The organism is Pseudomonas sp. RIT409 (assembly GCF_003052515.2).
Lineage (GTDB): Bacteria > Pseudomonadota > Gammaproteobacteria > Pseudomonadales > Pseudomonadaceae > Aquipseudomonas.
This window is the reverse complement of sequence record NZ_QARE02000001.1, coordinates 1-22,609: the sequence shown is the minus strand read 5'-3', so window position 1 is coordinate 22,609 and position 22,609 is coordinate 1. Positions and strand designations below refer to the sequence as shown.

The 22,609-nt window shown below is 62.4% G+C and carries 12 protein-coding genes; 3 read left to right on the top strand and 9 right to left on the bottom strand.

What is annotated here, in order from left to right; all coding sequences use genetic code 11:
- Positions 1 to 9: 9 nt before the first annotated feature.
- From DBP26_RS00060 to mnmC, 4 genes are all read right to left on the bottom strand, one after another.
- The gene (locus DBP26_RS00060; RefSeq protein ID WP_108235577.1) at positions 10 to 1,098 is read right to left on the bottom strand and encodes a lipocalin-like domain-containing protein; all 1,089 of its coding nucleotides are present in this window, start codon (positions 1,096 to 1,098) and stop codon (positions 10 to 12) included.
- Positions 1,088 to 3,568, bottom strand: coding sequence for an ABC transporter permease (locus tag DBP26_RS00055; protein ID WP_108235576.1), 2,481 nt, complete (start codon positions 3,566 to 3,568; stop codon positions 1,088 to 1,090). The genes DBP26_RS00060 and DBP26_RS00055 overlap by 11 nt, the downstream gene beginning before the upstream one ends.
- Positions 3,568 to 4,236 carry an ABC transporter ATP-binding protein gene (locus DBP26_RS00050; RefSeq protein WP_108235575.1) on the bottom strand — a complete coding sequence of 223 codons (669 nt, stop codon included), beginning with the start codon at positions 4,234 to 4,236 and terminating at the stop codon, positions 3,568 to 3,570. The genes DBP26_RS00055 and DBP26_RS00050 overlap by 1 nt, the downstream gene beginning before the upstream one ends.
- Positions 4,237 to 4,375: 139 nt before the next feature.
- Positions 4,376 to 6,352 carry a bifunctional tRNA (5-methylaminomethyl-2-thiouridine)(34)-methyltransferase MnmD/FAD-dependent 5-carboxymethylaminomethyl-2-thiouridine(34) oxidoreductase MnmC gene (gene mnmC / locus DBP26_RS00045; protein WP_108236023.1) on the bottom strand — a complete coding sequence of 659 codons (1,977 nt, stop codon included), beginning with the start codon at positions 6,350 to 6,352 and terminating at the stop codon, positions 4,376 to 4,378.
- A 240-nt stretch (positions 6,353 to 6,592) separates the two neighbouring features.
- Here mnmC and pap point away from each other — a divergent pair, with 240 nt between their 5' ends.
- The gene (gene pap / locus DBP26_RS00040) at positions 6,593 to 8,095 is read left to right on the top strand and encodes a polyphosphate:AMP phosphotransferase (RefSeq protein ID WP_108235574.1); all 1,503 of its coding nucleotides are present in this window, start codon (positions 6,593 to 6,595) and stop codon (positions 8,093 to 8,095) included.
- Between the two features lie 139 nt (positions 8,096 to 8,234).
- On the opposite strand, the gene DBP26_RS00035 is transcribed toward pap, so the two are convergent.
- From DBP26_RS00035 to DBP26_RS00025, 3 genes are read right to left on the bottom strand one after another with little or no spacing between them, the layout of a single operon-like run.
- Positions 8,235 to 9,578: an HlyD family type I secretion periplasmic adaptor subunit gene (locus DBP26_RS00035; protein ID WP_108235573.1), complete on the bottom strand. Its 1,344-nt coding sequence runs from the start codon at positions 9,576 to 9,578 to the stop codon at positions 8,235 to 8,237.
- Positions 9,579 to 9,590: 12 nt separating this feature from the next.
- A complete protein-coding gene (locus DBP26_RS00030; RefSeq protein ID WP_108236022.1) occupies positions 9,591 to 11,738 on the bottom strand; it encodes a type I secretion system permease/ATPase in 2,148 nt (715 codons plus the stop codon).
- A gap of 45 nt (positions 11,739 to 11,783) precedes the next feature.
- On the bottom strand, positions 11,784 to 13,139 hold the full coding sequence (locus tag DBP26_RS00025; protein WP_108235572.1) for a TolC family outer membrane protein: 1,356 nt from the start codon (positions 13,137 to 13,139) through the stop codon (positions 11,784 to 11,786).
- A 421-nt stretch (positions 13,140 to 13,560) separates the two neighbouring features.
- Between DBP26_RS00025 and DBP26_RS00020 the strand changes: the two genes are divergently transcribed.
- The gene (locus tag DBP26_RS00020) at positions 13,561 to 20,067 is read left to right on the top strand and encodes a retention module-containing protein (protein ID WP_112235846.1); all 6,507 of its coding nucleotides are present in this window, start codon (positions 13,561 to 13,563) and stop codon (positions 20,065 to 20,067) included.
- A 384-nt stretch (positions 20,068 to 20,451) separates the two neighbouring features.
- Here the strand turns inward: DBP26_RS00020 and DBP26_RS00015 are convergent, their stop codons facing one another.
- Together DBP26_RS00015 and DBP26_RS00010 are read right to left on the bottom strand one after the other, a co-directional pair.
- A complete protein-coding gene (locus tag DBP26_RS00015; protein WP_108576100.1) occupies positions 20,452 to 20,865 on the bottom strand; it encodes a YbaN family protein in 414 nt (137 codons plus the stop codon).
- A gap of 10 nt (positions 20,866 to 20,875) precedes the next feature.
- Positions 20,876 to 21,463 (bottom strand): YecA family protein, encoded by a 588-nt coding sequence (locus tag DBP26_RS00010; RefSeq protein ID WP_108576101.1) that lies wholly within the window; start codon positions 21,461 to 21,463, stop codon positions 20,876 to 20,878.
- 211 nt (positions 21,464 to 21,674) lie between these two features.
- On the opposite strand from DBP26_RS00010, the gene DBP26_RS00005 reads away from it, so the two are divergent.
- The coding region (locus tag DBP26_RS00005; RefSeq protein ID WP_146752949.1) for a RecQ family ATP-dependent DNA helicase at positions 21,675 to 22,609 on the top strand (935 nt) is incomplete at its 3' end.

Below are 22,609 nucleotides of genomic sequence, written 5' to 3'. Positions count from 1 at the left end.
GCCCTCTGCCTAATACCCCGTCATTTCCAGATACCCTTCGCCCTGCTGGCTACCACTGACTTTCACCGGGCCTTCCCAATAGGGAATTTGCAGGTTCATCCAGGCGTAGGGGTTCAAGGCCTCGACCGACACGTCCACGCCTTTGCGGGGAATTCTGACGGACCACTGGGTCGGCATGTCGCGGCCTTCCACTTGCGTCGTGTCTTGTGCAACCAGTTCGATATCGTGAGCGGCGAGCGGCTCGGTGCTGCCGTCGGCGTTGATCCAGGTGCCGGTCAGGTAGGGCTCCCCGTCCTTTTGCCGCATGCGGTAGAGCATCACGTCGGCGCCGCCTGCCAGGTGCAGCGAAAACCAGTCCCAGCCTGTCTGGTTTTCCGTTAACGGTTGGCTGCTCCACTCGCGGTCCAGCCAGGCTGGGCCTGAGACGCGGTATGTTTTGCCGTCGATCTCGAGGCTGCCTTCGGCTTGGAAGAACGGCTGGCTGTAGTAGTACGAGGCCTGCCCCTGGTCGGACTTCTGACTGAACCCGTTCTGGCCCTGCAACACCAAGGGCTTGCTGGACGTCAGGCGCAGGGTGTAACCGAATTGCGGCCCACGGGCTTGCAGTTGCATGTCCGTCAGCGGATTTTCCACGCTGGCGTGGCTGGCCAAAGCCCAGTCGTCGATCCACGCGGTGAGTGGGGCAAGGGTGACACCGGCCTGGCCAACGCCGCCCCGGGCGTACCGTTCGGCAGCGTAATGCTCATCGGCCGAGGTAACCGCCGCATGGCCCATCCACAGGTTGCGATTGTTCCAACCGTGATTGTCCTGTGAAGCGGCGCCGGAGCGGGGCAGAGCATTGCGGAACAGGGTCCACTGCACACCGAAGGACTGGCCGTCGGCGTCCTTGAGGTTGGCGGTGACGTACCACCACTCGATGCGAAAGTCGTTGTGCGCGCCATGATCCCGGGGAAACATCAAGGGGGTGCCCGGGGTGACCTGTGCGTAGCTCGACGCATCGTCTGCAAGGCCTGCGAAGCCTTTTTCCTCATCGGCTTTATCGTCGCAACCGCTCAGTAGCAGGGTGGCGAGCAGCAGGGCCAGCGCCTTAGCGTTCATTGGCGAAAGTCCTCAGCAGGTCGGCCGGGCGGGTGCGGTACAGGCGATACAGCGGCCAGGCCGACGCCAGCAAGGTGGCCAGCATCGCCAACAGCATCAGGCGCAGCAACTGCAGCGGGAAGACCTGCAAAGGCAGCCGCCAGCCAAACGCCTGCACATTGATCACGGCGTCCAGACACCAAGCCAACAGCAGGCCCAAGGGTATTGCCAGCACCAGGGTCAGCACGGCCAACAGCCAGGTCTGCGCCAGGTTCAACAGCATCAACTGCCGACGCGTAACGCCCAGTGCCCAGAGCGGGGCCAACTGCCCGAGACGGCTCTGGCTTTGCGTGAGCAGGCTGATGAACAGGGCGATGCCCGCGACCATCAAGGTCAGGCTGTTCAGGGCTGCCGTGGCGGCAAAGGTGCGTTCGAACACTTGCTGTGACCAGGCTTTGAGCTGGATCTGGTCGACGATACGGTTGTCGTCGATGACGAACTTGTTATGCAGCACCCGCAGCAATTGGGGAATCGCACGGGTGTCGATCCGCAGGTTGAAGCGGTTCGGCGTGAGGTCTGGCCAGTGTTCGAGCAGATGGTTCGCGTTGACCAGCAAATGCCCCTTGGGGTTGCCGTAGTCGGCGTAGATCCCCACCACCCGCAGCCGCCATTCGCCGTCCGGGGCGGGCAGGGTCACGTGATCGCCGACGCTGACGTCGAGGCGCCGCGCCAGTTGTTCGCTGAGCATCAGCGTGTCCTTTTGAGCCAGTTGCCCCCACGGGTCGTCGCTCGCGGAATCGAGCAGCGGCCAGTGCTGGCGATAATGGGGATGGTCGATGATTCCGTACAGCTCGGCGGGCCAGCCGTGCAGTTGCAGCGAGACCTGCCAGTTGGGCAGGACGGCTGAGGTCAGGGGTTGTTCGCTCAGCCACTTTTGCAGAGGGGCTGCCTGCGCGGCATTTTGCGGGTTGATGTACAGCTCGGCGCTCAGGCGTTGTTCCAGCCAATGGGTGAAGGTCTGTCGGAATCCGGAGGTCATGCTGCCCGCCCCGATGTTCGCCGCCATCGCCAGCAGCAGGGCCATCAGCGCTAGGCTCAGGGCCGGTAACTGTTGACGGCAATCGGCCAGGAACCATTGCCCCAGCACCGAGCGGCTGCGGCCCAGCAAACCATCGAGCAAGGCATTGAGGAGCACCGGCAGGCCCAGTGCTGCGCTGAGGAGCAGGCTGGCCATCAACACAAACCCCATCGCCAGGCTATTGCCGAACAGCGCCGCCAGCAGGGCAATCACTGCGCAAAGCCCGGCAATCCAGCCTTGGCGTGTCAGCCAACGCGCATGGGTATCTTGCCAGGCTTGCTCATTGGCCAACGCCAGCAGCGGCAACCGCGCAGCGCGTAACAGGCTGCTGGCACCCGCCAGGAACGCTCCCGCTAATGCCACCCCCAGGCCACTCAGCCACCAGCCGACACTCAGGTTGAGATGCCCGGCCACTTCCGCGCCATACAACCCGCGCAGGCTGGCAGCGACATCCGGCAATAACACGCTCGCCAGCCAGTAGCCGCTGCTTACGCCAGCGATCCCCCCCAGCAGCGCCAGGGCCGCAAGTTCGACGATCAGGCTGGCGATCAAGCCGCGCGCGCTGACGCCACACGCGCGCAGGTTGCGCAACAGGCCGCGTCGCTGTTCCAGCGCAAGGCCGATGGCGGCGTGGACGATGAACAGGCCGACGACGAAGGACAGAAACCCCAACGCATCCAGGTTCAGGTGAAAGCTTTCGGTGAGCCGCCCCAGATCGTTGTCTTCGCCGCTCTTGCGAATCACCAGCTCGCCTTTCAGGTCGTCGGGCAAGGGTGGTGCATCGTTGGCGAACGCCTTGGGCAGGATCATGCGCGAGATCTGATCCGGTTGATTCAGGATGCGCTGGGCAAAACCGATGTCCACCAGCAGCAAGCCAGGCGCCATGTCGGGCTGTGGGCGCAAGGGCGGCAAGGGCTGCCCAGTGTCCGTCGGTGGCTGGTCGCCTTCGTGCAAGCCGAGCGCTTGCAGCGTCTGCGGGGATATCCAGGTGCTACCGGGTGGCGAGAAAAACTGTACGAGCTGCGCTGTGTCCAGGGTTTGCCCGGCCAATGCCGTGTCGACCGGCAGGGTGACCGGCTCGATGCCCAGCAGAATCAAGCGTTGATCGGGGCGGTCCGCCAGGGTGACGCGGCCCCTCAGCGCTGGCGACACGGGCCAGCCTGCACGACGCAGGCTGACGAACAGTTCTTGCGAAAAGTTGGCACCGTTGGGGGCCACCAATATCTTCTGTGGTTCGCCACCGATCAACTGGCTGGCTTTGGCGTAGCTGTCCCTGGCCTGGCTGTTCAGGGCCTGCACGCCGGTCAGCAGGCTGGTGGCCAGCCACAGGCCGGTCAGCACGCTGAAGAGTTGCACCGGGTGGCGGCGCCAATGACTGAGCAGCGCTTTGAGTGTCCAGAAGAAAACCGGCATCAGCGCTCGCCTTCGGCCGCAAGTCGTCCCAGGTGCAGCACTGCCTGACGGCCCAGCCGCGCCGCAACGCGCGGGCTGTGAGTCACCATCAGCAGGCTGGTGGGGCTGTCTGCGAGCAGATCCAGCAGCAACTGCAACACCTCGTCGCTGGTGTTTTCATCCAGGTTGCCGGTGGGCTCGTCTGCCAACAACAACTTGGGGCGCGATGCCAGAGCCCGACCGATGGCCACCCGCTGTTGCTGGCCCCCCGAAAGCTGCTCGGGGTAACGCTTGAGCAAAGAACCCAAGCCAAGACGTTCGATCAGCTCGGCCTGCCATTGCGGCGCCAAGCGCCCGGCAAGGCGGGCCTGGAAGGCGAGGTTGTCTTCAACCTTGAGGCTGCCGATCAGGTTGAATTGCTGGAACACCAGGCCGATTTCCGTGCGGCGCCAGTGAGCCAGTTGCGCCTCGCTCAAGGTTTCCAGACGCCGCCCCTCGACTTCGATCGTGCCCGCGTCCGGTTGATCCAGCCCGGCTACCAGATGCAGCAACGTGCTCTTGCCACTCCCGGATTCGCCCATCAGCGCCAGGCTTTCTTTCTGCCCGAGCTGCAAATCCACGCCACGCAACACCGTCAGCGGACCTTGGGCGGTGGCGTAGCTCTTGAAGACGTCCTTGACCAGCAGCATCGCTGTGCACCTGAAAGGGAAATGGATTTGAGGATACCGGGTTGTCAGGTGGGATGTCAGGCGGCTGGTGATTCGGGGCGATCTCAATGGAGCCGCACAGCGTCTTCCTACTTGGACTGCACCCGCATTCGCGCTCTTTTCATCGGCCCCTTATCAACTCCCGCACCCGAAACCGGTTGGGATGACACGCCTCGGCCACGCTTCTGGGCAACGGCAGCGGTTCGTCATCCAGCCAAGCGGCGATCAACTCACCGGACAGCGGCGCGGTAATCAGCCCGCGTGAGCCGTGGCCGCTGTTGACGTACAGGCCCTCCAGCCACGGGCAGGAGAGATCCGGCACTTGCCGGGCATCCTTGCGCAACACGGCGTAGCGTTGAAGGAAGGCTTCCCGGTCTGCCAGCGGGCCGACGATGGGCAAGTAGTCGGGGCTGGTGCAGCGGAAGGCGGCGCGGCCCAAGAGTTCTGCAACGGGCAGGGTGTCAGTGTGCAACCGCTCGGTCAGGTCGTGGGAGATGCCCCGCAAAAGGTCCAGATTACCCACGTGTTCGGCGGCGGTCGGGGTCAGGTCGTCGTTGTTGAAATCGAAGCTGGCGCCCAGGGTGTGTTCCCCCAGGCGACCCGGCGCGACGTAGCCTTCTGCACAGACCACGGTGCTCAATGATTGGCTGGCCGGTGTCTGCGCCAGGCGGGTGATCTGCCCGCGAATGCGTTTGAGGGGCAAATCGGCGCTGGCCGTAAAGCGTTTGACCTCCGCGGCACCGGCCAAGATCACGACGGGGGCTGAATCGAGCAAACGCTCGCCATCCCACGCTTGCCAGACGTCGTTATGGCGGCGCAGTTCCACCACATCGTTGTGAGGCATCAGGCGGACGTTCGACGCGCTTGCTTGATGTCGGCACAACGCAGGCGGGTGCACCCAGCCGCCTTCGGGATAGAACAGGCCCCCGCTTTCCAACGCGACGCCTGCTCGGTGCTCAGCTTCAGACCGATCCACCACACGCAGTAACTCCGGGGAAAACGCCCCCGCCAGTTGCGCCTGCCGCTCGCGCTCTTTGTCATCGAAAGCCAGTTGCAGCACGCCGCAGTCGTCCCAGTCGACGCCTCGCTCGAGTCGTTCCAGCAAGCGGCGGGTGTGGCCGAAGCCGCTGAGGATCAACTGCGACAACGCTGTGCCGTGGGCCGACAGTTTCAGGTAAAGCACGCCTTGGGGGTTGCCCGATGCTTCTCGCGCCAGGTCGTCGTGGCGTTCCAGCAGGCTGACCTGCCAGCCTCGGTTTGCGAGGCTCGACGCCGTGGCACAACCGGCCAGGCCAGCCCCGATCACCAGCGCTTTGCGCGTACCTGGCGTGAACGTCGGCCGCGCGAACCAGGGTTTCTTCGCAAGCGGAGGCGGGACCTCTTCCGGCCAGCCGACGAACGTGCCTCGGAGCACCTCCCATTTGTGGCCGATTCCGGGGACGCGCTTCATTTTGAATCCCGCGGCATTCAACGCGCGCCGCACCCAGCCGGTGCTGGTGAAGGTGCCAATGGTCGCGTCTGGCGCCGATAGCCGTGCCAGTTCGGCGAACAGGGGAGGGCTCCACATTTCCGGATTTTTCGACGGGGCGAAACCGTCGAGAAACCACGCGTCGATCTGCCCATCCAACTGCGGCAGTTGCTCCAGCGCGTCGCCGATCATCAGCGTGAGGGTGACGCGCCCACTGTCGAACACCAGCCGCTGAAAACCTTCATGGATGGCCACGTATTGCGTCAACAGTTGATCCGCCAATGCCTTCAGTTCCGGCCACAGGTTCAGCGAACGCTGCAGGTCGGCGCGGCTAAGGGGGAATTTCTCGACGCTGACGAACTGCAACCGCGCACCGGGCGTGGCGCAGGCCTCGAACAGTTGCCAGGCGCAGAGGAAATTCAACCCGGTGCCGAAACCGGTCTCACCGATGATCAGCCGCCCGTCCGCAGGCAGGGCGGTGAAGCGGGCCTGCAAATCGTTCTGGGTCAGGAACACATGGCGCGTCTCGGCCAGCCCGGAGTCCTTCGAGAAGTAAACATCGGCGAACGCGCGGGAAATCGGATTGCCGTTTTCGTCCCAGTCGAGCCGGGCGTGTTCAATGGTGGTCATGATGGCTGCGATGGCGCTTTGACGGGGCAGGGCCGCTATCTTAACGCAGCGATCGTATCGCGTTGCAGTGCGCCGATTGACCCATGGCTGCGATTCGTTGTCACAAGCCACAGTGCCCGTCTCGCCTGACCAGGTTTTGTACGAAGCGCGCCCCAATCGGCTGTTTCCGCTTTGCCTGGTCTTCACTGGAATACCGTTCAGACAGCCCCTAGTCTTGAGTGATCTGCACAGGAGCCCCCCATGTTCGAATCCGCCGAAATCGGCCATGCCATCGACGATGAAACCTACGACGCCGCGGTCCCGGCCCTCAGAGAAGCGTTGCTTGAGGCCCAGTATGAGCTGCATCAGCAGGGCAAGCGCCAGATCATTGTGTTGATCAATGGCATCGAAGGGGCGGGCAAGGGCGAAACGGTCAAACTGCTGAATGAATGGATGGACCCGCGTTACATCGAGGTCCGCACCTTCGATCAGCAGACCGATGAAGAGCTGGACCATCCGCCCGTTTGGCGCTACTGGCGGCAACTGCCGCCCAAAGGCCGGATTGGCATCTTTTTCGGCAACTGGTACAGCCAGATGATTCAGGGGCGGGTGCACAAGCGCTTCAAGGATCCAGAGCTGGATCAGGCCATCAATGCTGCCGAGCGTCTGGAAAAGATGCTGGTCGATGAAGGTGCGGTGATCTTCAAGTTCTGGTTTCACCTGTCCAAGAAACAGATGAAGGAACGCCTCAAGACCCTGAAGGATGATCCACTGCACAGTTGGCGGATCAGCCCGCTGGACTGGCAGCAATCCAAGACCTACGACAAGTTCGTACGCTTCGGTGAGCGGGTCCTGCGGCGCACCAGCCGCGACTACGCACCGTGGCACGTGATCGAAGGGCTGGACCCCAACTACCGCAGCCTGACCGTGGGACGCCTGCTGTTGGAAGGCCTTCAGAATGCGCTGAAAACACCCGAAGGCAACACCAACCTGGTCAACATCGGCCCGCTGCCCGGCCACAGCGATGAGCCGAGTCTGCTGGACCATCTGGACATGACCTTGTCGCTGGACAAGGAGGACTATGAAGAGCAGTTGATTGCCGAACAGGCAAGGCTGTCCGGTTTGATGCGCGACAAGCGCATGCGGCGCCATGCGCTGGTGGCCGTGTTCGAGGGCAACGACGCTGCGGGCAAGGGGGGAGCGATCAAGCGCGTGGCCGGGGCGCTCGATCCGCGGCAATACCATATTGTGCCGATTGCCGCGCCCAGCCAGGACGAACTGGCGCAACCCTATCTGTGGCGGTTCTGGCGGCAGATTCCAGCGCGAGGCAAGTTCACCGTGTTCGACCGTTCGTGGTATGGGCGCGTGCTGGTGGAGCGGGTCGAAGGTTTCTGCTCTGAAGCCGACTGGCTCAGGGCGTACAGCGAGATCAACGACTTCGAGGAACAGCTCACTGACGCGGGCATCGTGGTGGTGAAGTTCTGGCTGGCCATCGACGAAAAGACCCAACTGGAGCGTTTCAAGGCGCGGGAGAAGATCCCTTTCAAACGCTACAAAATCACCGACGACGACTGGCGCAACCGCAGCAAATGGCCGCAATACCGTCAGGCGGTGGGCGATATGGTCGACCGCACCAGCACCGAGATCGCGCCGTGGACATTGGTGGAGGCCAACGACAAGCGCTGGGCGCGGGTCAAAGTGCTGCGCACGATCAACGATGCGCTGGAAGCGGCGTTCAAGAAAGCAGACAAGAAGGGCAAGTGACTCGGCCTGCTTCTGCCCGAAGGGCGTAGGAGCGCGCTTGCCCGCGATGATGGAGTGTCAGACATCGGTGATTTTGGGTGTGATGACGCTATCGCGGGCAAGCGCGCTCCTACAAGTGGTTTCAGGTGCGGGCGTCGGCTTACCGCTCCCGCAATGCCTCGGTCCGCGCTTTTAGCACCGGTTTGAGCAGGTAATCCATCACGCTCTTTTCACCGGTGATGATGTCCACCGTCGCCACCATGCCCGGAATGATCAGCAAGGGTTTGTCATCGCTGCCCAAATGGTTTTTGTCCGTCCGGACCTGGATCAGGTAGAAGGTGTTGCCCTTGTCGTCCGTGGTGGTGTCCGCCCCGATCAGCTCCAGCTTGGCGGGCAGGCCGCCGTAGATGGTGTAGTCGTAGGCGCTGAACTTGACCATGGCTTTCTGGCCAGGGTGCAGAAACGCCACGTCCTGTGGTCGCACCTTGGCCTCGATCAGCAGGTTGTCGTCCAGCGGCACGATTTCCACCATATCGCTGCCGGGCTGAACCACGCCGCCAATGGTGTTGACCTTGAGCGTCTTGACGATGCCTTTGACCGGTGACGTGACAGTGGTGCGGCTCACGCGGTCTTCGATGGCAATCCGGGTGGCGCCGGCCTTGGCCAGGTCGGCGCGTTTGTCGTTCAGGTCCTTGGCGGCATCCGAGCGGAAGCTGTCCAAGGATTCCTGGATCTTGCTCTTGATCTCGCTGATGGCCGCTTCGGCCCGAGGAATGGCCAGCGCGGTCGCGTCCATTTGGCCCCGTGCTTCGGACGCCTTACCTTTGAGCCGGATGATCTCCACGGGAGAGACAGCCCCACTGTTGACCAAGGGGGCCGACATGCTCAACTCCTGTTGAATGAAGCCCAACTGATTGCGGTACTGATCCTGTTTGGAGCGAAATTCGGCGACTTCCTGGGTTTTCTGCCGCAATTGCTCCTGCAGCGTCCGTTGCTCGCTGGCCAGCCGCCGTTGTCGCGAGTCATACAGCGCTTGCTCGTCCGCCGCCACTTGCGGCGCCTTGCTCAGCACTTCAGCGGAGGGCTTGAAGGGCCGTCCTTCGGATTCCGCCGAGAGCCGGTCCACTTGGGCCATCAAGGTGTACCTGTCCACCTCGCTCTCGCCCTTGTTCGAGAGAAAACGTGTGTCGTCGAGGCGCAGCAGCGTATCGCCTTTGTTCACGATCTGCCCCTCCCGGACGAAAATTTCGGTGACGATGCCCCCCTCCAGGTTCTGAATGACCTGAACCTTGCTCGAGGGAATTGCCTTGCCTTCGCCCGTGGTCACCTCTTGCAGGACCGCGAACTTGGCCCAGACCAGTGCGCTGACGATCAACGCAGCGGCTAGCCAGACCGTTATGCGCGAACCTCGCGATGAGTCCTGCGCGGCGACGCCGGCCACTTCAGGCATGAACTCGGTGTCGACCTGGCGTCCAGGGTGGAAGTAGCGCTGAGCGGAAGTCATGGGGAACGCTCCTTAAACCGTGGCCGGGCCGACGCGGCCCTTGCGCAGTGCTTCGACGACTCGTTCTTTAGGGCCGTCGGCGACCACCCTGCCGTTGTCCAGAACGATCAACCGATCGACCAGACTCAGCATCGACATACGGTGGGTGACCAGCAGCAAGGTCTTGCCCTGCATGCGCTCGACGAGCTTCATGCGCAAGAGGTCTTCGCTGCTGTTGTCCATGTGACTGGTCGGTTCGTCCAGCAGCATGATCGGCGGGTCGAGCAAGAGCGCCCGGGCCAGCAATACAGCCTGACGTTGGCCACCGGAAAGCAATTGACCGCGCTCGCCCACAGGGCGGTCGAAGCCCAGTGGGTGGTTGCGCGCCAGATCCGTCACGCCGGTCAACTCGGCCACTTCCAACATGCGCGCATCCGTGACGTACCGTGCTCCCAGCGTGAGGTTGTCGCGCAGGCTGCCTGCCAGCAGCGGCAAGTCGTGGGCCACGTAGCCCACCTGTTGACGGAGGTCCGCCACATCGACCTGACGCAGATCCAGACCGTCCAGCAGCAAATGGCCTTCGTCCGGGGAATAAAATCCCATGATCAACCGCGCCAGCGTGCTCTTGCCCGAACCGCTGCGGCCAATTATGCCAATGCGTTCGCCCGGCCTGACGTGGATATTGATGTCGTGCAGCGCTGCTGCGGTGCCCGGGCCTGCGTAGGCGAAGCTGGCCTTGATCACCTCGATTCCACCCTTGAGTTGGGTCTGCTGCAGCGGATGCCGAGCGGGGTCTCGCTCTTGAGGCAGCGCCATCAGTGCATCCGTGCTCTTCATGGTCAACTGCGCTTGCTGATAACGGGTGATCAACCCGGCAATCTGACCCAGTGGAGCGAGTACGCGGCTGCCGAGCATGTAGCAGGCGACCAGCGCGCCGACGCTCAGGTTGCCCGCGATGATGATGTAGACCCCGGCGACGATGGTCGCCATGCCTGAAAATTGCTGGATGAACAACGTGCCGTTACTGGCCAGCGCTGACAGGTCCCGGGCATGGCTGTCCAGGCGGGTCAGCGCACCGTGAGTCGACTCCCACTTGTGCTGGCGTTCGCTCTCGGCGCCGCACGCTTTCAGGGTTTCCAGCCCGCCGAGGGTTTCCACCAGCAGAGCCTGGCGTTCGGCGCCCAGCGCCAGACTGCGTTCCACGGTATCGCGCAGTCGCATCTGGATCAGCCACGCGAACAGGATGGTGAGCGGAAACGCGACCAGTGGAATCACCACCAGCCAGCCGCCGAGCAGCCCGATCACGGCCAGCATCAGCACGGCGAAGGGCAGGTCGATGATGCTGGTCAGCGTGACCGCCGTGAGGAATTCCCGCAGCCCCTGGAAGTCATGAATACTCTGGGCGAAGCCGCCGACCGTCGCCGGGCGAGCCTTCATCGCCATGCCGGTGATGCGCTCGAACAGCGTGGCGGAGAGAATCACATCGGTCTTTTTCCCGGCTTGATCGAGCAAATGCGCGCGCACCAGCCGCAGGGTCAGTTCGAAGCCTGTGCCGATCAGCAGACCGATTGCCAGCACCCACAGCGTCGATGTGGCCTGGTTGGGCACCACGCGATCGTAGGTCTGCATGACGAACAGCGGCACCATCAGCCCCAGCAGGTTGATCAGCAGGCTGGCGAGGATGGCATCGCTGTAGAGCCAACGCGACAGTTTCAGGGTATCGCGGAACCAGGCGTTGACGCGCGGCACCAGCGGCGCGCGCAGGTTTTCTAGCTCGTGGCGCGGGCGGGCGAACAGGGCTTGGCCGGTGTACAGCGCTTCCAGCGCTTCACGGCTGACGCGCTGTTCGCCGCCATCTGCTTCGCTGGGCAGGATCAGAGCACGACCGTCGGCCTCCCAACGCAACAGCACCGCACATCGATTGCCCTTGAGCAACAGCAGCACCGGCAGGTTCAGGCCGTCGATCGCACTTAACTGGCGACGCAGAATCCGTGCCTGCAAACCGGCCCGTGCGGCCGCTCGCGGCAGGAGCTCCACGCTCAGCGATTGTTGCGCCAACGGCAGGCCGGCGCTGAGGCTGGTGCGGCTGGCATGGCAGTCGTGCAGACGACAGAGGATGAGCAGGCCATCCAGCAGCGGGTCGTCGAAGGTCGAACGTGGGTCAAATGGCGGTAATTCCATGCTGGTCACAGACTTCTCCCAGCGCTCGCGCGCTTCGCTACTTCGTTACTTCAACTCGGGCAGACGGGCTTCGCTTTTGACTTCGGTCAGGGCGACCGCGGCGCTGGGCACCACGACCCGGGCCTTGCTCAGCAGCTCGCCTTCGGTCGCCAGCACGCGGTACATCGAAAACTCTTCGGTGTAGCGCAGCTCGGTGTATCGGCGGGCGGCGTTGTACAGCTCGTTTTCGCTGTCCAGCAGGTCGAGCAGGGTGCGCTGGCCCAGGCCGAACTGATCTTGATAAGCGGCGCGAACCTTGGTCGTGGTTTCGGCGTATTCGCGAGCGATCGGGGTCTGGGTACGGGCATTGTTCATGGCGTTCCAGGCCAGAGAGAGGTTCTCGTTGAGCATGCGCAACGCGTTGTTGCGAATGTCCATCGCCTGGCCAGTCTTGTACGCGTCGGAGTTGAGGCGGGCCTTGTCGCGATTGCCGTTGAACAGGTTGTAATTCATCACTACCGCGGCACGCCATTCGTTGTCGTGGCCTTCCTCCCCGGCGATGTTGTTGTTCGCCCCCACTGCCAGTTCGCCATCGAAACGTGGGTAGAACGGCGACTTGGCCACTTCGTACTGTTTCTCTGCGGCGTTGACGTCGGCTTGGGCCGATTTCAGATAAGGGTTGTTCGTCAGCATGCTTTGGCGCGCGTCGCTGAGGCTGACCGGCACCTCGCCTTTGATCGAGGCTGGCGCTTCGAGCTCGTCGGGCATCTTGCCCACGGCGCTGAAGAAATTTGCTTCGGCGTCTGCCAAGTCCACTTGCGCGGTATAAAAATTGTTCTCAGCCAACGCGCGGCGTGCCTTGGACTGGTCGCTGTCGGCGTTACTGCCGATGCCTCGACTGCTGCGCAAGCCGATCTGGTCGTTGATCCGCAGATGGGCTTGGAGATTGTTTTTTGCCAGATCCAGCAGCTCTCTGCGCTTGAGCACTTCGAGGTAAACCTCGATTGCCCGCAGGGCGAGGCTCTCCGAGGTCCCGCGCAGGTAATACGCCCTGGAGTTCACCACGGCCTGGGTCCGACCGACTTCGTTCTTGGTGTTGAACCCGTCGAACAGCATCTGCCGCAGGCGCAGTTCCGATTGGGTGTAGTTGAGGGTTTCCTTGTTGTGATCGCCGAAGGCTCGCGTCGTGGGGCTGTCAGTGTGCTCGCGCCCGTAGGCCGCCACCAGGTCGACCGTTGGAAGGTAGCCGCCCTTGGCGACCTTCACTTCTTCATCTGCGGACAATCGGTTGTTCACGTTGGCGTGAATCTCGGGGTGATTGTCGAGGGTGTTCTGAATCGCCTGATTCAGAGACATGGCTTGCGCCTGGGCGCAGGCGACCGCCAACACAACTGCACTGTAAAGCGGGGTCAAATCGCGCATGGAACTTCTCCCTGGGTCATTGTCGTGGCGCTTTCGCCAAAAAACCGGCGATACGGACGCTAAAAACCGTATCAGGTTTGTAACATCTGAGCTAAGAACAACTTTTGAAAAACCTCAGACGTTTTTTTCATAACCCTTATTCCAAAAAAAACTTATGTCATTTCCTCTTTTCAGGCGAATGTGACTTCAACGATTCGCCTGTATTCAATGAATTACAGACGCCTATACGCGGTGATGAGTGATTTAACGGAAAATTGACAATGGGCAAGTGAAGGGTTTTTCGAGCGAAAAACCCGAAACAATTCAGCGACATAAAATTGTCGTTTGATACTGGCTCTACGCCATTTCTGTTAAAAACAATCACATCAAATGTTACATAGGTAACTTTTTTCGATTCGAGATTCGCAGCAAGGGAGTGGTCATGGCCAGATTGATCGGTACGGTGAAGCAGGTGGTAGGCGATGTATTCGCAGTAGCGGGCGACGGCACCCGACGACTGGTCATCGAGGGCGACAGGCTCTACGCCGGTGAGCAACTGCAAACCGGTCCGACGGGTGCGGTCGCCGTCCGCCTGGCCCAGGGCGGGGAGTTGACCCTGGGGCGCGACAGCAGCATGCCGCTGACCCCCCAAATCCTGGCCAACCACGCCACCCATGTGGACACGCCGGACGCCGTTACCCCGAGCCAGCAACAACTGGCCGACGTGCAGCAGGTGCAACAAGCCATCGCTGCCGGGGCCGACCCCAGCCAGATCACCGATGCCCCCGCGGCGGGTACCGCCAATCCCGGTGGCTCGCCCACGGCATTGGGCGGAGGACACTCCTTCGTGCTGTTGACGGAAACCGCTGGGGTGGTGACGCCGGTGATCGGCTTCCCCACCGCCGGGATCAGCCCAAGCTTCATCATTCCCGAGCCAGAGGTGGGGCTGTTCGTGGAAGGTTCGCCTGACGCCTCGCTGCCTCCGGTCATCGTGCCTCCCGACCAGCCTCCTGTGGTCACGCCTCCCGACGGGCCGCCCGTCGTCACGCCACCCAATGAGCCACCGCCTGTTTCGGTCGATCACGGCGTCACGTTGAGCGCCAGCCAGGTGACGCTGAGTGAGGCAAACCTGGTCAACGGCAGCAATCCGGACGCGTCAGCCCTGACCCAGACCGGCACCGTCAGGATCAACGCCCCCGATGGCCTGCAAACCCTGACCATCGGCGGCATCAACGTGATCGAAAACGGCGTGGCGATCACGTCGCCGCAGTCGGTCACGTTGCCATCCGGCAGCACGTTCACGGTCATCAGCTTTAACCCGGCGACTGGCGAAGTGAGCTACAGCTACACCCTCAATGGCGCGGAAACCCACAATCAGGGCGACGGCACGGTCAACGATGAGCAGATTCCGGTGCATGCCGTCGATACGGACGGCGATGTGGCGGATGGCAACATCACCGTGCATGTCACCGATGACGTGCCGCAGGCCAATGCCGACATCGGCCACGTGAAAGAGGGGGGCGAGACCAGCGGCAACATTCTGGCCAACGATCAGGCCGGCGCGGATGGCCCTGATGCGGGTGGGCTGATCGTCGGCGTGCGCGCTGGCGGTGACACCTCGACGCCGGTGACCACAGGCGTGGGCACGGTGATCCAGGGCCTCTACGGTTCCCTGATCGTCGACGCCAACGGCAACGCGTCGTACGTCGCCAACCCCAATTCAGGCGGCACCGGCGATGCGCAGGACGTGTTCACCTACACCATCCGCGACGCCGATGGCGACACCAGCACCACCACGATCACCGTCAACGTGTATCACAACGATGGGGTGACCATTGGTGGGGGCGACTGCACCGTCAGTGAGGCGCACCTTCCATACGGCAGCGACCCGGACGCGTCTGCCCTGACCCAGACTGGCACCGTCAAGATCAACGCCCCCGACGGCCTGCAAACCCTGACCATCGGCGGCATCAACGTGATCGAAAACGGCGTGGCGATCACGTCGCCGCAGTCGGTCACCTTGCCATCCGGCAGCACGTTCACGGTCATCAGCTTTAACCCGGCGACCGGCGAAGTGAGCTACAGCTACACCCTCAATGGCGCGGAAACCCACAATCAGGGCGACGGCGCGGTCAACGATGAGCAGATTCCGGTGCATGCCGTCGATACGGACGGCGATGTGGCGGATGGCAACATCACCGTGCACGTCACCGATGACGTGCCGCAGGCCAACGCCGATATCGGCCACGTGAAAGAGGGGGGTGAGACCAGCGGCAACATTCTGGCCAACGATCAGGCCGGCGCGGATGGCCCGGGTGCGGGTGGGCTGATCGTCGGCGTGCGCGCTGGCGGTGACACCTCGACGCCGGTGACCACAGGCGTGGGCACGGTGATCCAGGGCCTCTATGGTTCCCTGATCGTCGACGCCAACGGCAACGCGTCGTACGTCGCCAACCCCAATTCAGGCGGCACCGGCGATGCGCAAGACGTGTTCACCTACACCATCCGCGACGCCGATGGCGACACCAGCACCACCACGGTCACCGTCAACGTGTATCACAACGATGGGGTGACCATTGGTGGGGGCGACTGCACCGTCAGTGAGGCGCACCTTCCATACGGCAGCGACCCGGACGCGTCAGCCCTGACCCAGACCGGCACCGTCAGGATCAACGCCCCCGATGGCCTGCAAACCCTGACCATCGGCGGCATCAACGTGATCGAAAACGGCGTGGCGATCACGTCGCCGCAGTCGGTCACGTTGCCATCCGGCAGCACGTTCACGGTCATCAGCTACAACCCGGCGACTGGCGAAGTGAGCTACAGCTACACCCTCAATGGCGCGGAAACCCACAATCAGGGCGACGGCACCGTCAACGATGAGCAGATTCCGGTGCATGCCGTCGATACGGACGGCGATGTGGCGGATGGCAACATCACCGTGCACGTCACCGATGACGTGCCGCACGCCAATGCCGACATCGGCCACGTGAAAGAGGGGGGCGAGACCAGCGGCAACATTCTGGCCAACGATCAGGCCGGCGCGGATGGCCCTGATGCGGGTGGGCTGATCGTCGGCGTGCGCGCTGGCGGTGACACCTCGACGCCGGTGACCACAGGCGTGGGCACGGTGATCCAGGGCCTCTACGGTTCCCTGATCGTCGACGCCAACGGCAACGCGTCGTACGTCGCCAACCCCAATTCAGGCGGCACCGGCGATGCGCAGGACGTGTTCACCTACACCATCCGCGACGCCGATGGCGACACCAGCACCACCACGATCACCGTCAACGTGTATCACAACGATGGGGTGACCATCGGCGGTGGCGACTGCACCGTCGATGAGGGCAACCTGCCGGGCGGCTCGCACCCGAACCCTGACGCGCTGACCCAGACGGGAACCCTGACGATCGGCGCGCCGGATGGATTGCAGACCCTGACGGTGGGTGGCATCAACGTGATCGAAAACGGCGTCCCGATCACGTCGCCTCAATCCACCACGCTCCCGTCAGGCAATACGCTGACGATCACCGGTTACAACCCTGCAACCGGCGAGGTCAGCTATACCTACACGCTCAACGGCGCACAGACGCACAACCAGGGTGACGGCACCTCGGTCAACGATCCGATTTCCGTGCATGCCGTGGACAGCGATGGCGACGTGGCGGATGGCACCGTGGTGGTCAAGATCCTCGATGACACACCGCACGCCCATTGCGACATCGGCAACGTCGCCGCGGGCGGAGAGGTGAGCGGCAACCTGCTGCTCAACGATTCTCCGGGGGCGGACGGTGCTGGCCCCAGTGGTTTGATCGTAGGGGTGCGCGCCGGGGGCGATACATCGACGCCGGTCACCAGCGGGCTGAATACTGTGATCACCGGCTTGTACGGCACGTTGATCGTCGACAGCCAGGGCAATGCGACGTATCACAGCAACCCGGCGCTGGTTGGCCCGAACGGGGAGCAGGACGTCTTCACCTACACCATCCGCGATGCCGATGGCGACACCAGCACCACCACGGTGACGGTCAACGTGGCGCCTCCTTGTCCACCCGTGGCATGCAATGACCACGATGTCACTGTCAAGGAGAGCGCCCTCGACACTCATCAGGACGGCAAGGATCTGGCGCCTGGTACCGTCACGGGCAGCCACCCGTCCTCCACCGCGGAAACCGGTAGCGGAACCCTCGCCGATTCGGCTCATGGCGGCTACGGCGCGCTGACTTTCAGCCTTGATGGCGGCAGCAATGGCACCGCGCAAGGCCAGTACGGCGTGCTGCACCTGAATGCCGACGGCAGCTACACCTACACCCTGACGTCGGCACCCAAAACCACGCCATCGGCCAACGACGGGCCGAACGTCACCCACGACACCTTCACCTACACGGTGACTGACTCGCTGGGACACGCGTCCACGGCGCAGATCGTGGTCAATATCGTCGACGACCAGCCGAAGGCTGCCTGCATCGAAAAAACCGTGACCAGTGAGGGCATCAACACCAACCTCATGCTCATCGTCGACAACTCGGCGAGCATGAACCAGCCCTCGGGGGTCAATGGCCTTTCCCGGCTGGCCCTGGAAAAGCAGGCCATCATCGGCCTGCTGAACCAATACGAAGCCTTGGGCGACGTGCGCGTGCAACTGGTGACATTCAACAGTCAGGCCCACATCGGCAGCAATGAGTGGGTCGATGTCGCCACCGCTAAAGCGATGGTCATCGCGCTGCAGGCCGGCAATGGGACGAACTACGACGCCGCTCTGGCCGCTGCGCAGCAAGCGTTCGTCGAGAAAGGCGCCATTGCAGGGGCGCAGAACCTCGCTTATTTCTTCTCGGACGGTAACCCGACGTTGTCCACCCAACATGCCGACCCGAGCCATGTGCCCAATCCGGCTCGCGGCGACGGTATCGATACCGGTGAAGAACAGGCCTGGACCACCTTCCTCGAAACCCACCACATCAACGCTTTCGCCATTGGCGTGGGCACCGAGGTCAGCAGCACGTACCTGAACCCGGTGGCGTACAACGGCGCCATCGGCACCGACAGCAACGCCCTGATCGTCACGGACCTGGGACAATTGCACGTCGTGCTCAGCGGGACAGTCCAGGGTGGAATTCAGGGCAGCCTGCTGCAAGGCGGGACGTTTGGTGCGGATCAAGGGTTCATCAAGTCCGTCAGCGTCGATGGCACCACCTACACTTATGACCCGAAGGCGAACCAGCACCAGGGCGCGGTAGTCAGCAGCGGGGGAGGCGCCACCGCCAGCTTCGACAGCCAGAGCCACACCCTGACGGTGATCGGCCAGCACGGCACCCTGGTGTTGAACATGAACACGGGCGACTACCGCTATACGCCTGCGGCCGGGTTGAATCATGAAGCCACTGAAAACATTCACTATGTACTCAGTGACAACGACGGCGACTTGGCAGCGGCCAACCTGAACGTGCAGATCGTGCCGCCGCCTGTCTATGAGGCGCCTGTCGCAGTGGCCGACCATGTCATCACCAATCAGAGCGGGTCGAGCATCGTGATCCCCGGCGCCGCACTGGCGGCCAACGACATGGCTGGCAATGGTGGCACACTCACCGCCTCGCCAAGCGTCTTCACTACCGGCTGGACCGCCAAAGGCGCGGATTTCACCGCCAGCGCGGTTAAAACCATCGGCTTTGCCGGGACGCAGGACAAGCACAGCAATCAGCTGAAAAACCTTGACCGCAGTGACTTCTTCAACAACACCGCCACCACGGCGATGCTGGTGATCAGCGGCTATCTGGGGGCAGTCAATGGCGCGCCCTCCAACGCGCAAGACCTCTACAGCGTGCACCTCAGAGCCGGCGAAACCGTGACCGTCGATCACAACCTGACCAATGACGTGGTGGGCATGGCGTGGACGTTCGATGACGGTGCCTACCATGGCATCGCCGACGGCGGCACCTTCACCGCGACCGAAGAGGGGGTGTACAGGCTGATCGTGGTCAACCAGGCCGATCCGGGGGTCAAGGAGCATTACACCCTGAACCTCACCATCGACTACGCCGCCGTCAATACCACTCCCGATGTCCATAGCACTTACACGGTCACCGATCCTCACGGCGGCAGCAGCACGGCGGCGCTGACCATCGCTCATCAGGATGGCCACACCGTGCTGGGGACGACCGGCGATGACGTGTTGGTCGGTGCGGCGGACAGTCACTTGCACGGTGGCGACGGCAACGATGTGCTGGTGGCCGGGCCCGGGACCAACGAGCTGTTCGGTGATAACGGTGACGACATGTTGTTCAGCGGGTCGGGCAACGATCTGCTCGACGGTGGAGCAGGCCACAACACCGCCAATTATTCCTTGGCGACGGCGGGTGTGACCGTGAGTACTGCCGAGGTCGGACCTCAGCACACGGGTGGAGCCGGCACCGATACGCTGGTCAATATTCAGAACCTGATCGGTTCGAACTACGACGATCACCTGACGGGCGACCAGGGCGCCAACCTCCTGAACGGTGGCATGGGCAACGACGTGCTGAACGGTGGGGCAGGGGACGACATCCTGATCGGCGGGCCAGGCAACAATGTGCTGACCGGTGGTCCCGGACACGACACCTTCCTTTATCAGGCCGGCAACACCGGGCACGACACCATCACCGACTTCCACTTCGGTATCGACAAGCTGGATTTGTCGCAGTTGTTGCAAGGGGAGCATGGCGACGCCAACTCGCTGGAAAACTTCCTGCACTTCAGCGTCAGCGGTAACGGTGCATCGTTGGTCTCGACCATTGATGTCAGCAGTGTTGCCGGCGGTGCGACAACGCAAACCATCGACCTGGCGGGGGTGAACCTGGCGCAACAGTACGGCGTATCGCCGGGTGCAGGCGGGATGGTCGCGGCTGGGCACGACACTGCGTCGATCATCAACGGCATGCTGGGGGACCATTCGTTGAAGGTGGACACGGTTTGATCACAAGGGCCGGCGGTGTGCCTTGAACACCGCACCCTTTCTCGTGATGTGAGCCCAGACGCCGCCGAAAGCAACTTGGGTGCAGGCTGATCAGCTTCGGGCGTGGACCTTGTCTGGTTGGCAGGTTCTGAGAGGGGGGATCGATGCCCATGGCAGGGTTAAGGGGCTGTCTGCACATTTCCCTGGGTGTTAATGCTTTACGCAATCATTTCACTCGATTGCGGGGAAACGACCTTTAAACCCGTTTTTAGAAGATGCCGAAGCCATCATTCATTTTGAAGATGTACAGACCGGCGAAACCGCGTACACCGTCCTCCAGCTTGCGCGCAAATCACATTCGGCCAAGTGGGAGAAGGCGTGAAAATCGCTAGCGCAAAGGTGAACTCAAGAACGCAACGTCTTCTGCCGCAGGATGAAAACCGTCACCCCGACCGCCGACGCCAGCATGAACACCCGCGCCCAGATCGACGGCACCAGCCAGCAAGACACGCCGATACTGACCCACATCAACCCAATGGCATAGACCTTGGCCTTGAGCGGCATCCCATTGCCGCTCAGATAACCCCGAATCCATGGCCCCAAACGAGGATGGTTGACCAACCACTGGTAAAAACGCGGAGAGCTGCGGGCAAAACAGGCGGCGGCGAGCAGCAGGAAAGGCGTGGTGGGCAGCACCGGGAGAAAAATACCGATCACCCCCAACGCAATGCTCAGCCAACCGATCCCCAGCAGAAGAAACCGTACGGGCCGGGACCGGCTCGTACGGGGAGTGGCGTCATGGGGACCGCTGTGCGCCATAGGCGCTGACTCAGTGGTGGCGGGGTTTGAGAATGGCCGGTTTTTCATCCGGCGCGTGCAGCAGCAAGAACAGCGCGGACAGCGCTTCGGGAATCTGCACGATCATGTCATCCATCAGGTTGGCGTCGGCGGCGATATCGGCGAACTCAGCCTGTTCGTCGAACAGCCCGGACCCGACCATAATCGGCAACAACATCTCGCTGACTTCTTCCTCGTCGTTCTCGAACCAGGCCGCTTCACGCAGGAACACACCTTCCATGAAACCGATGCACCAGCCACGCAGGTCGGAGTCGTCCGGCTCATCGCCGAGATCCAGGTCGCAAGGCAACTCGAATTCTTCATCCGATGCCAGTTGACGGGCGATGTGGGCCTTGAGCTGGATCAGTGTCGATTCGATTTCCTCACGCTGGGCCTGATCGGCGTAGTGCGGCGGTTCGGCGAACAGCGCGTCGATCCACTCGCGATCGGGCACGGTTTCCGCACAGATCGACAGCGCAGTCAGATAGCCGTGGGCGGCGACGTAGTCCAGCGCTTCGTCATGCAGCTCATCGGCGTCGAGGAAGGCTTGCAGGCGGTGTAATTGCTCAGCGAAGGACATTGAAAGACTACCTTGGAAAGAAACGATGCTGAATTCTAGGCGCTGGGGGCCGCAGATGCCAGCGCAGAGGCCGATGTCAGCTGGATTCCTGCAAATTTCGACCGCCGGTGTCACGGCTGTCCTATCTGCCCGGGCGCTCCGGTATACTGCCGCGCTTTGCAATGGCGCCGGCGATTGCACGCCCGCTTTAGTGGCACCATCCGGGGTATCTATGCTCGACCAGGCTCAACGCGTACTTAAAGACATCTTCGGCTATGACAGTTTTCGTGGTCGCCAGGGTGCCATTATCGAGCGCGTGGCCAGTGGCGGTGATGCATTGGTGCTGATGCCGACCGGGGGCGGTAAATCGCTCTGTTTTCAGGTGCCTGGCTTACTGCGCGACGGGCTCGCGGTCGTCGTTTCGCCACTGATCGCGCTGATGGATGACCAGGTCGCCACCCTCGACGAGCTGGGAGTGCCCGCGGCGGCGTTGAACTCCACGCTCAGCCCCGACCAGCAGCGGGAGCTGGCCCATCGGCTTCGTCGGGGCGAGCTGAAAATGCTCTACCTGGCGCCGGAGCGTCTGGTCCAGCCGCGCATGCTGGCGTTCTTGCAGAGTCTCAACATCGCTCTGTTCGCCATCGACGAGGCGCATTGCGTGTCGCAGTGGGGGCACGACTTTCGTCCGGAATACCTGCAACTGGGGCAACTCGCCGAGCTGTTCCCCAACGTGCCCCGCATTGCGCTGACCGCCACTGCCGACAAACGCACCCGGGAAGAAATCGTCACCCGGCTGCACCTGCAGAATGCCGAGCGTTTCCTGTCGAGCTTCGACCGGCCCAACATCTTTTACCGCATCGTGCCCAAGGAACAGCCGCGCAAACAGTTGCTGGCGTTTCTTTCCGAGCGGCGCAGCGATGCGGGGATTGTCTACTGCCTGTCGCGCAAGAAGGTCGAGGAGACTGCCGCTTTTCTCAGCGATAACGGCTATCCAGCCCTGCCGTATCACGCCGGCTTGCCCATCGATGTCCGCGCCGACAACCAGCGTCGTTTCCTCAATGAAGAGGGGCTGATCATGGTGGCGACCATCGCCTTTGGCATGGGCATCGATAAGCCCAATGTGCGGTTCGTCGCACACATGGATTTGCCCAAGTCCCTGGAAGCCTA

What these genes read in the sequence shown, in the direction of transcription:
- DBP26_RS00030 (WP_108236022.1), bottom strand. Translation starts at nt 11,738, where the DNA reads ATGGAATTACCGCCATTTGACCCACGTTCGACCTTCGACGACCCGCTG.
- DBP26_RS00050 (WP_108235575.1), bottom strand. Translation starts at nt 4,236, where the DNA reads ATGCTGCTGGTCAAGGACGTCTTCAAGAGCTACGCCACCGCCCAAGGT.
- pap (WP_108235574.1), top strand. Translation starts at nt 6,593, where the DNA reads ATGTTCGAATCCGCCGAAATCGGCCATGCCATCGACGATGAAACCTAC.
- DBP26_RS00060 (WP_108235577.1), bottom strand. Translation starts at nt 1,098, where the DNA reads ATGAACGCTAAGGCGCTGGCCCTGCTGCTCGCCACCCTGCTACTGAGC.
- DBP26_RS00025 (WP_108235572.1), bottom strand. Translation starts at nt 13,139, where the DNA reads ATGCGCGATTTGACCCCGCTTTACAGTGCAGTTGTGTTGGCGGTCGCC.
- DBP26_RS00020 (WP_112235846.1), top strand. Translation starts at nt 13,561, where the DNA reads ATGGCCAGATTGATCGGTACGGTGAAGCAGGTGGTAGGCGATGTATTC.
- DBP26_RS00010 (WP_108576101.1), bottom strand. Translation starts at nt 21,463, where the DNA reads ATGTCCTTCGCTGAGCAATTACACCGCCTGCAAGCCTTCCTCGACGCC.
- mnmC (WP_108236023.1), bottom strand. Translation starts at nt 6,352, where the DNA reads ATGACCACCATTGAACACGCCCGGCTCGACTGGGACGAAAACGGCAAT.
- DBP26_RS00035 (WP_108235573.1), bottom strand. Translation starts at nt 9,578, where the DNA reads ATGACTTCCGCTCAGCGCTACTTCCACCCTGGACGCCAGGTCGACACC.
- DBP26_RS00055 (WP_108235576.1), bottom strand. Translation starts at nt 3,568, where the DNA reads ATGCCGGTTTTCTTCTGGACACTCAAAGCGCTGCTCAGTCATTGGCGC.
- DBP26_RS00015 (WP_108576100.1), bottom strand. Translation starts at nt 20,865, where the DNA reads ATGGCGCACAGCGGTCCCCATGACGCCACTCCCCGTACGAGCCGGTCC.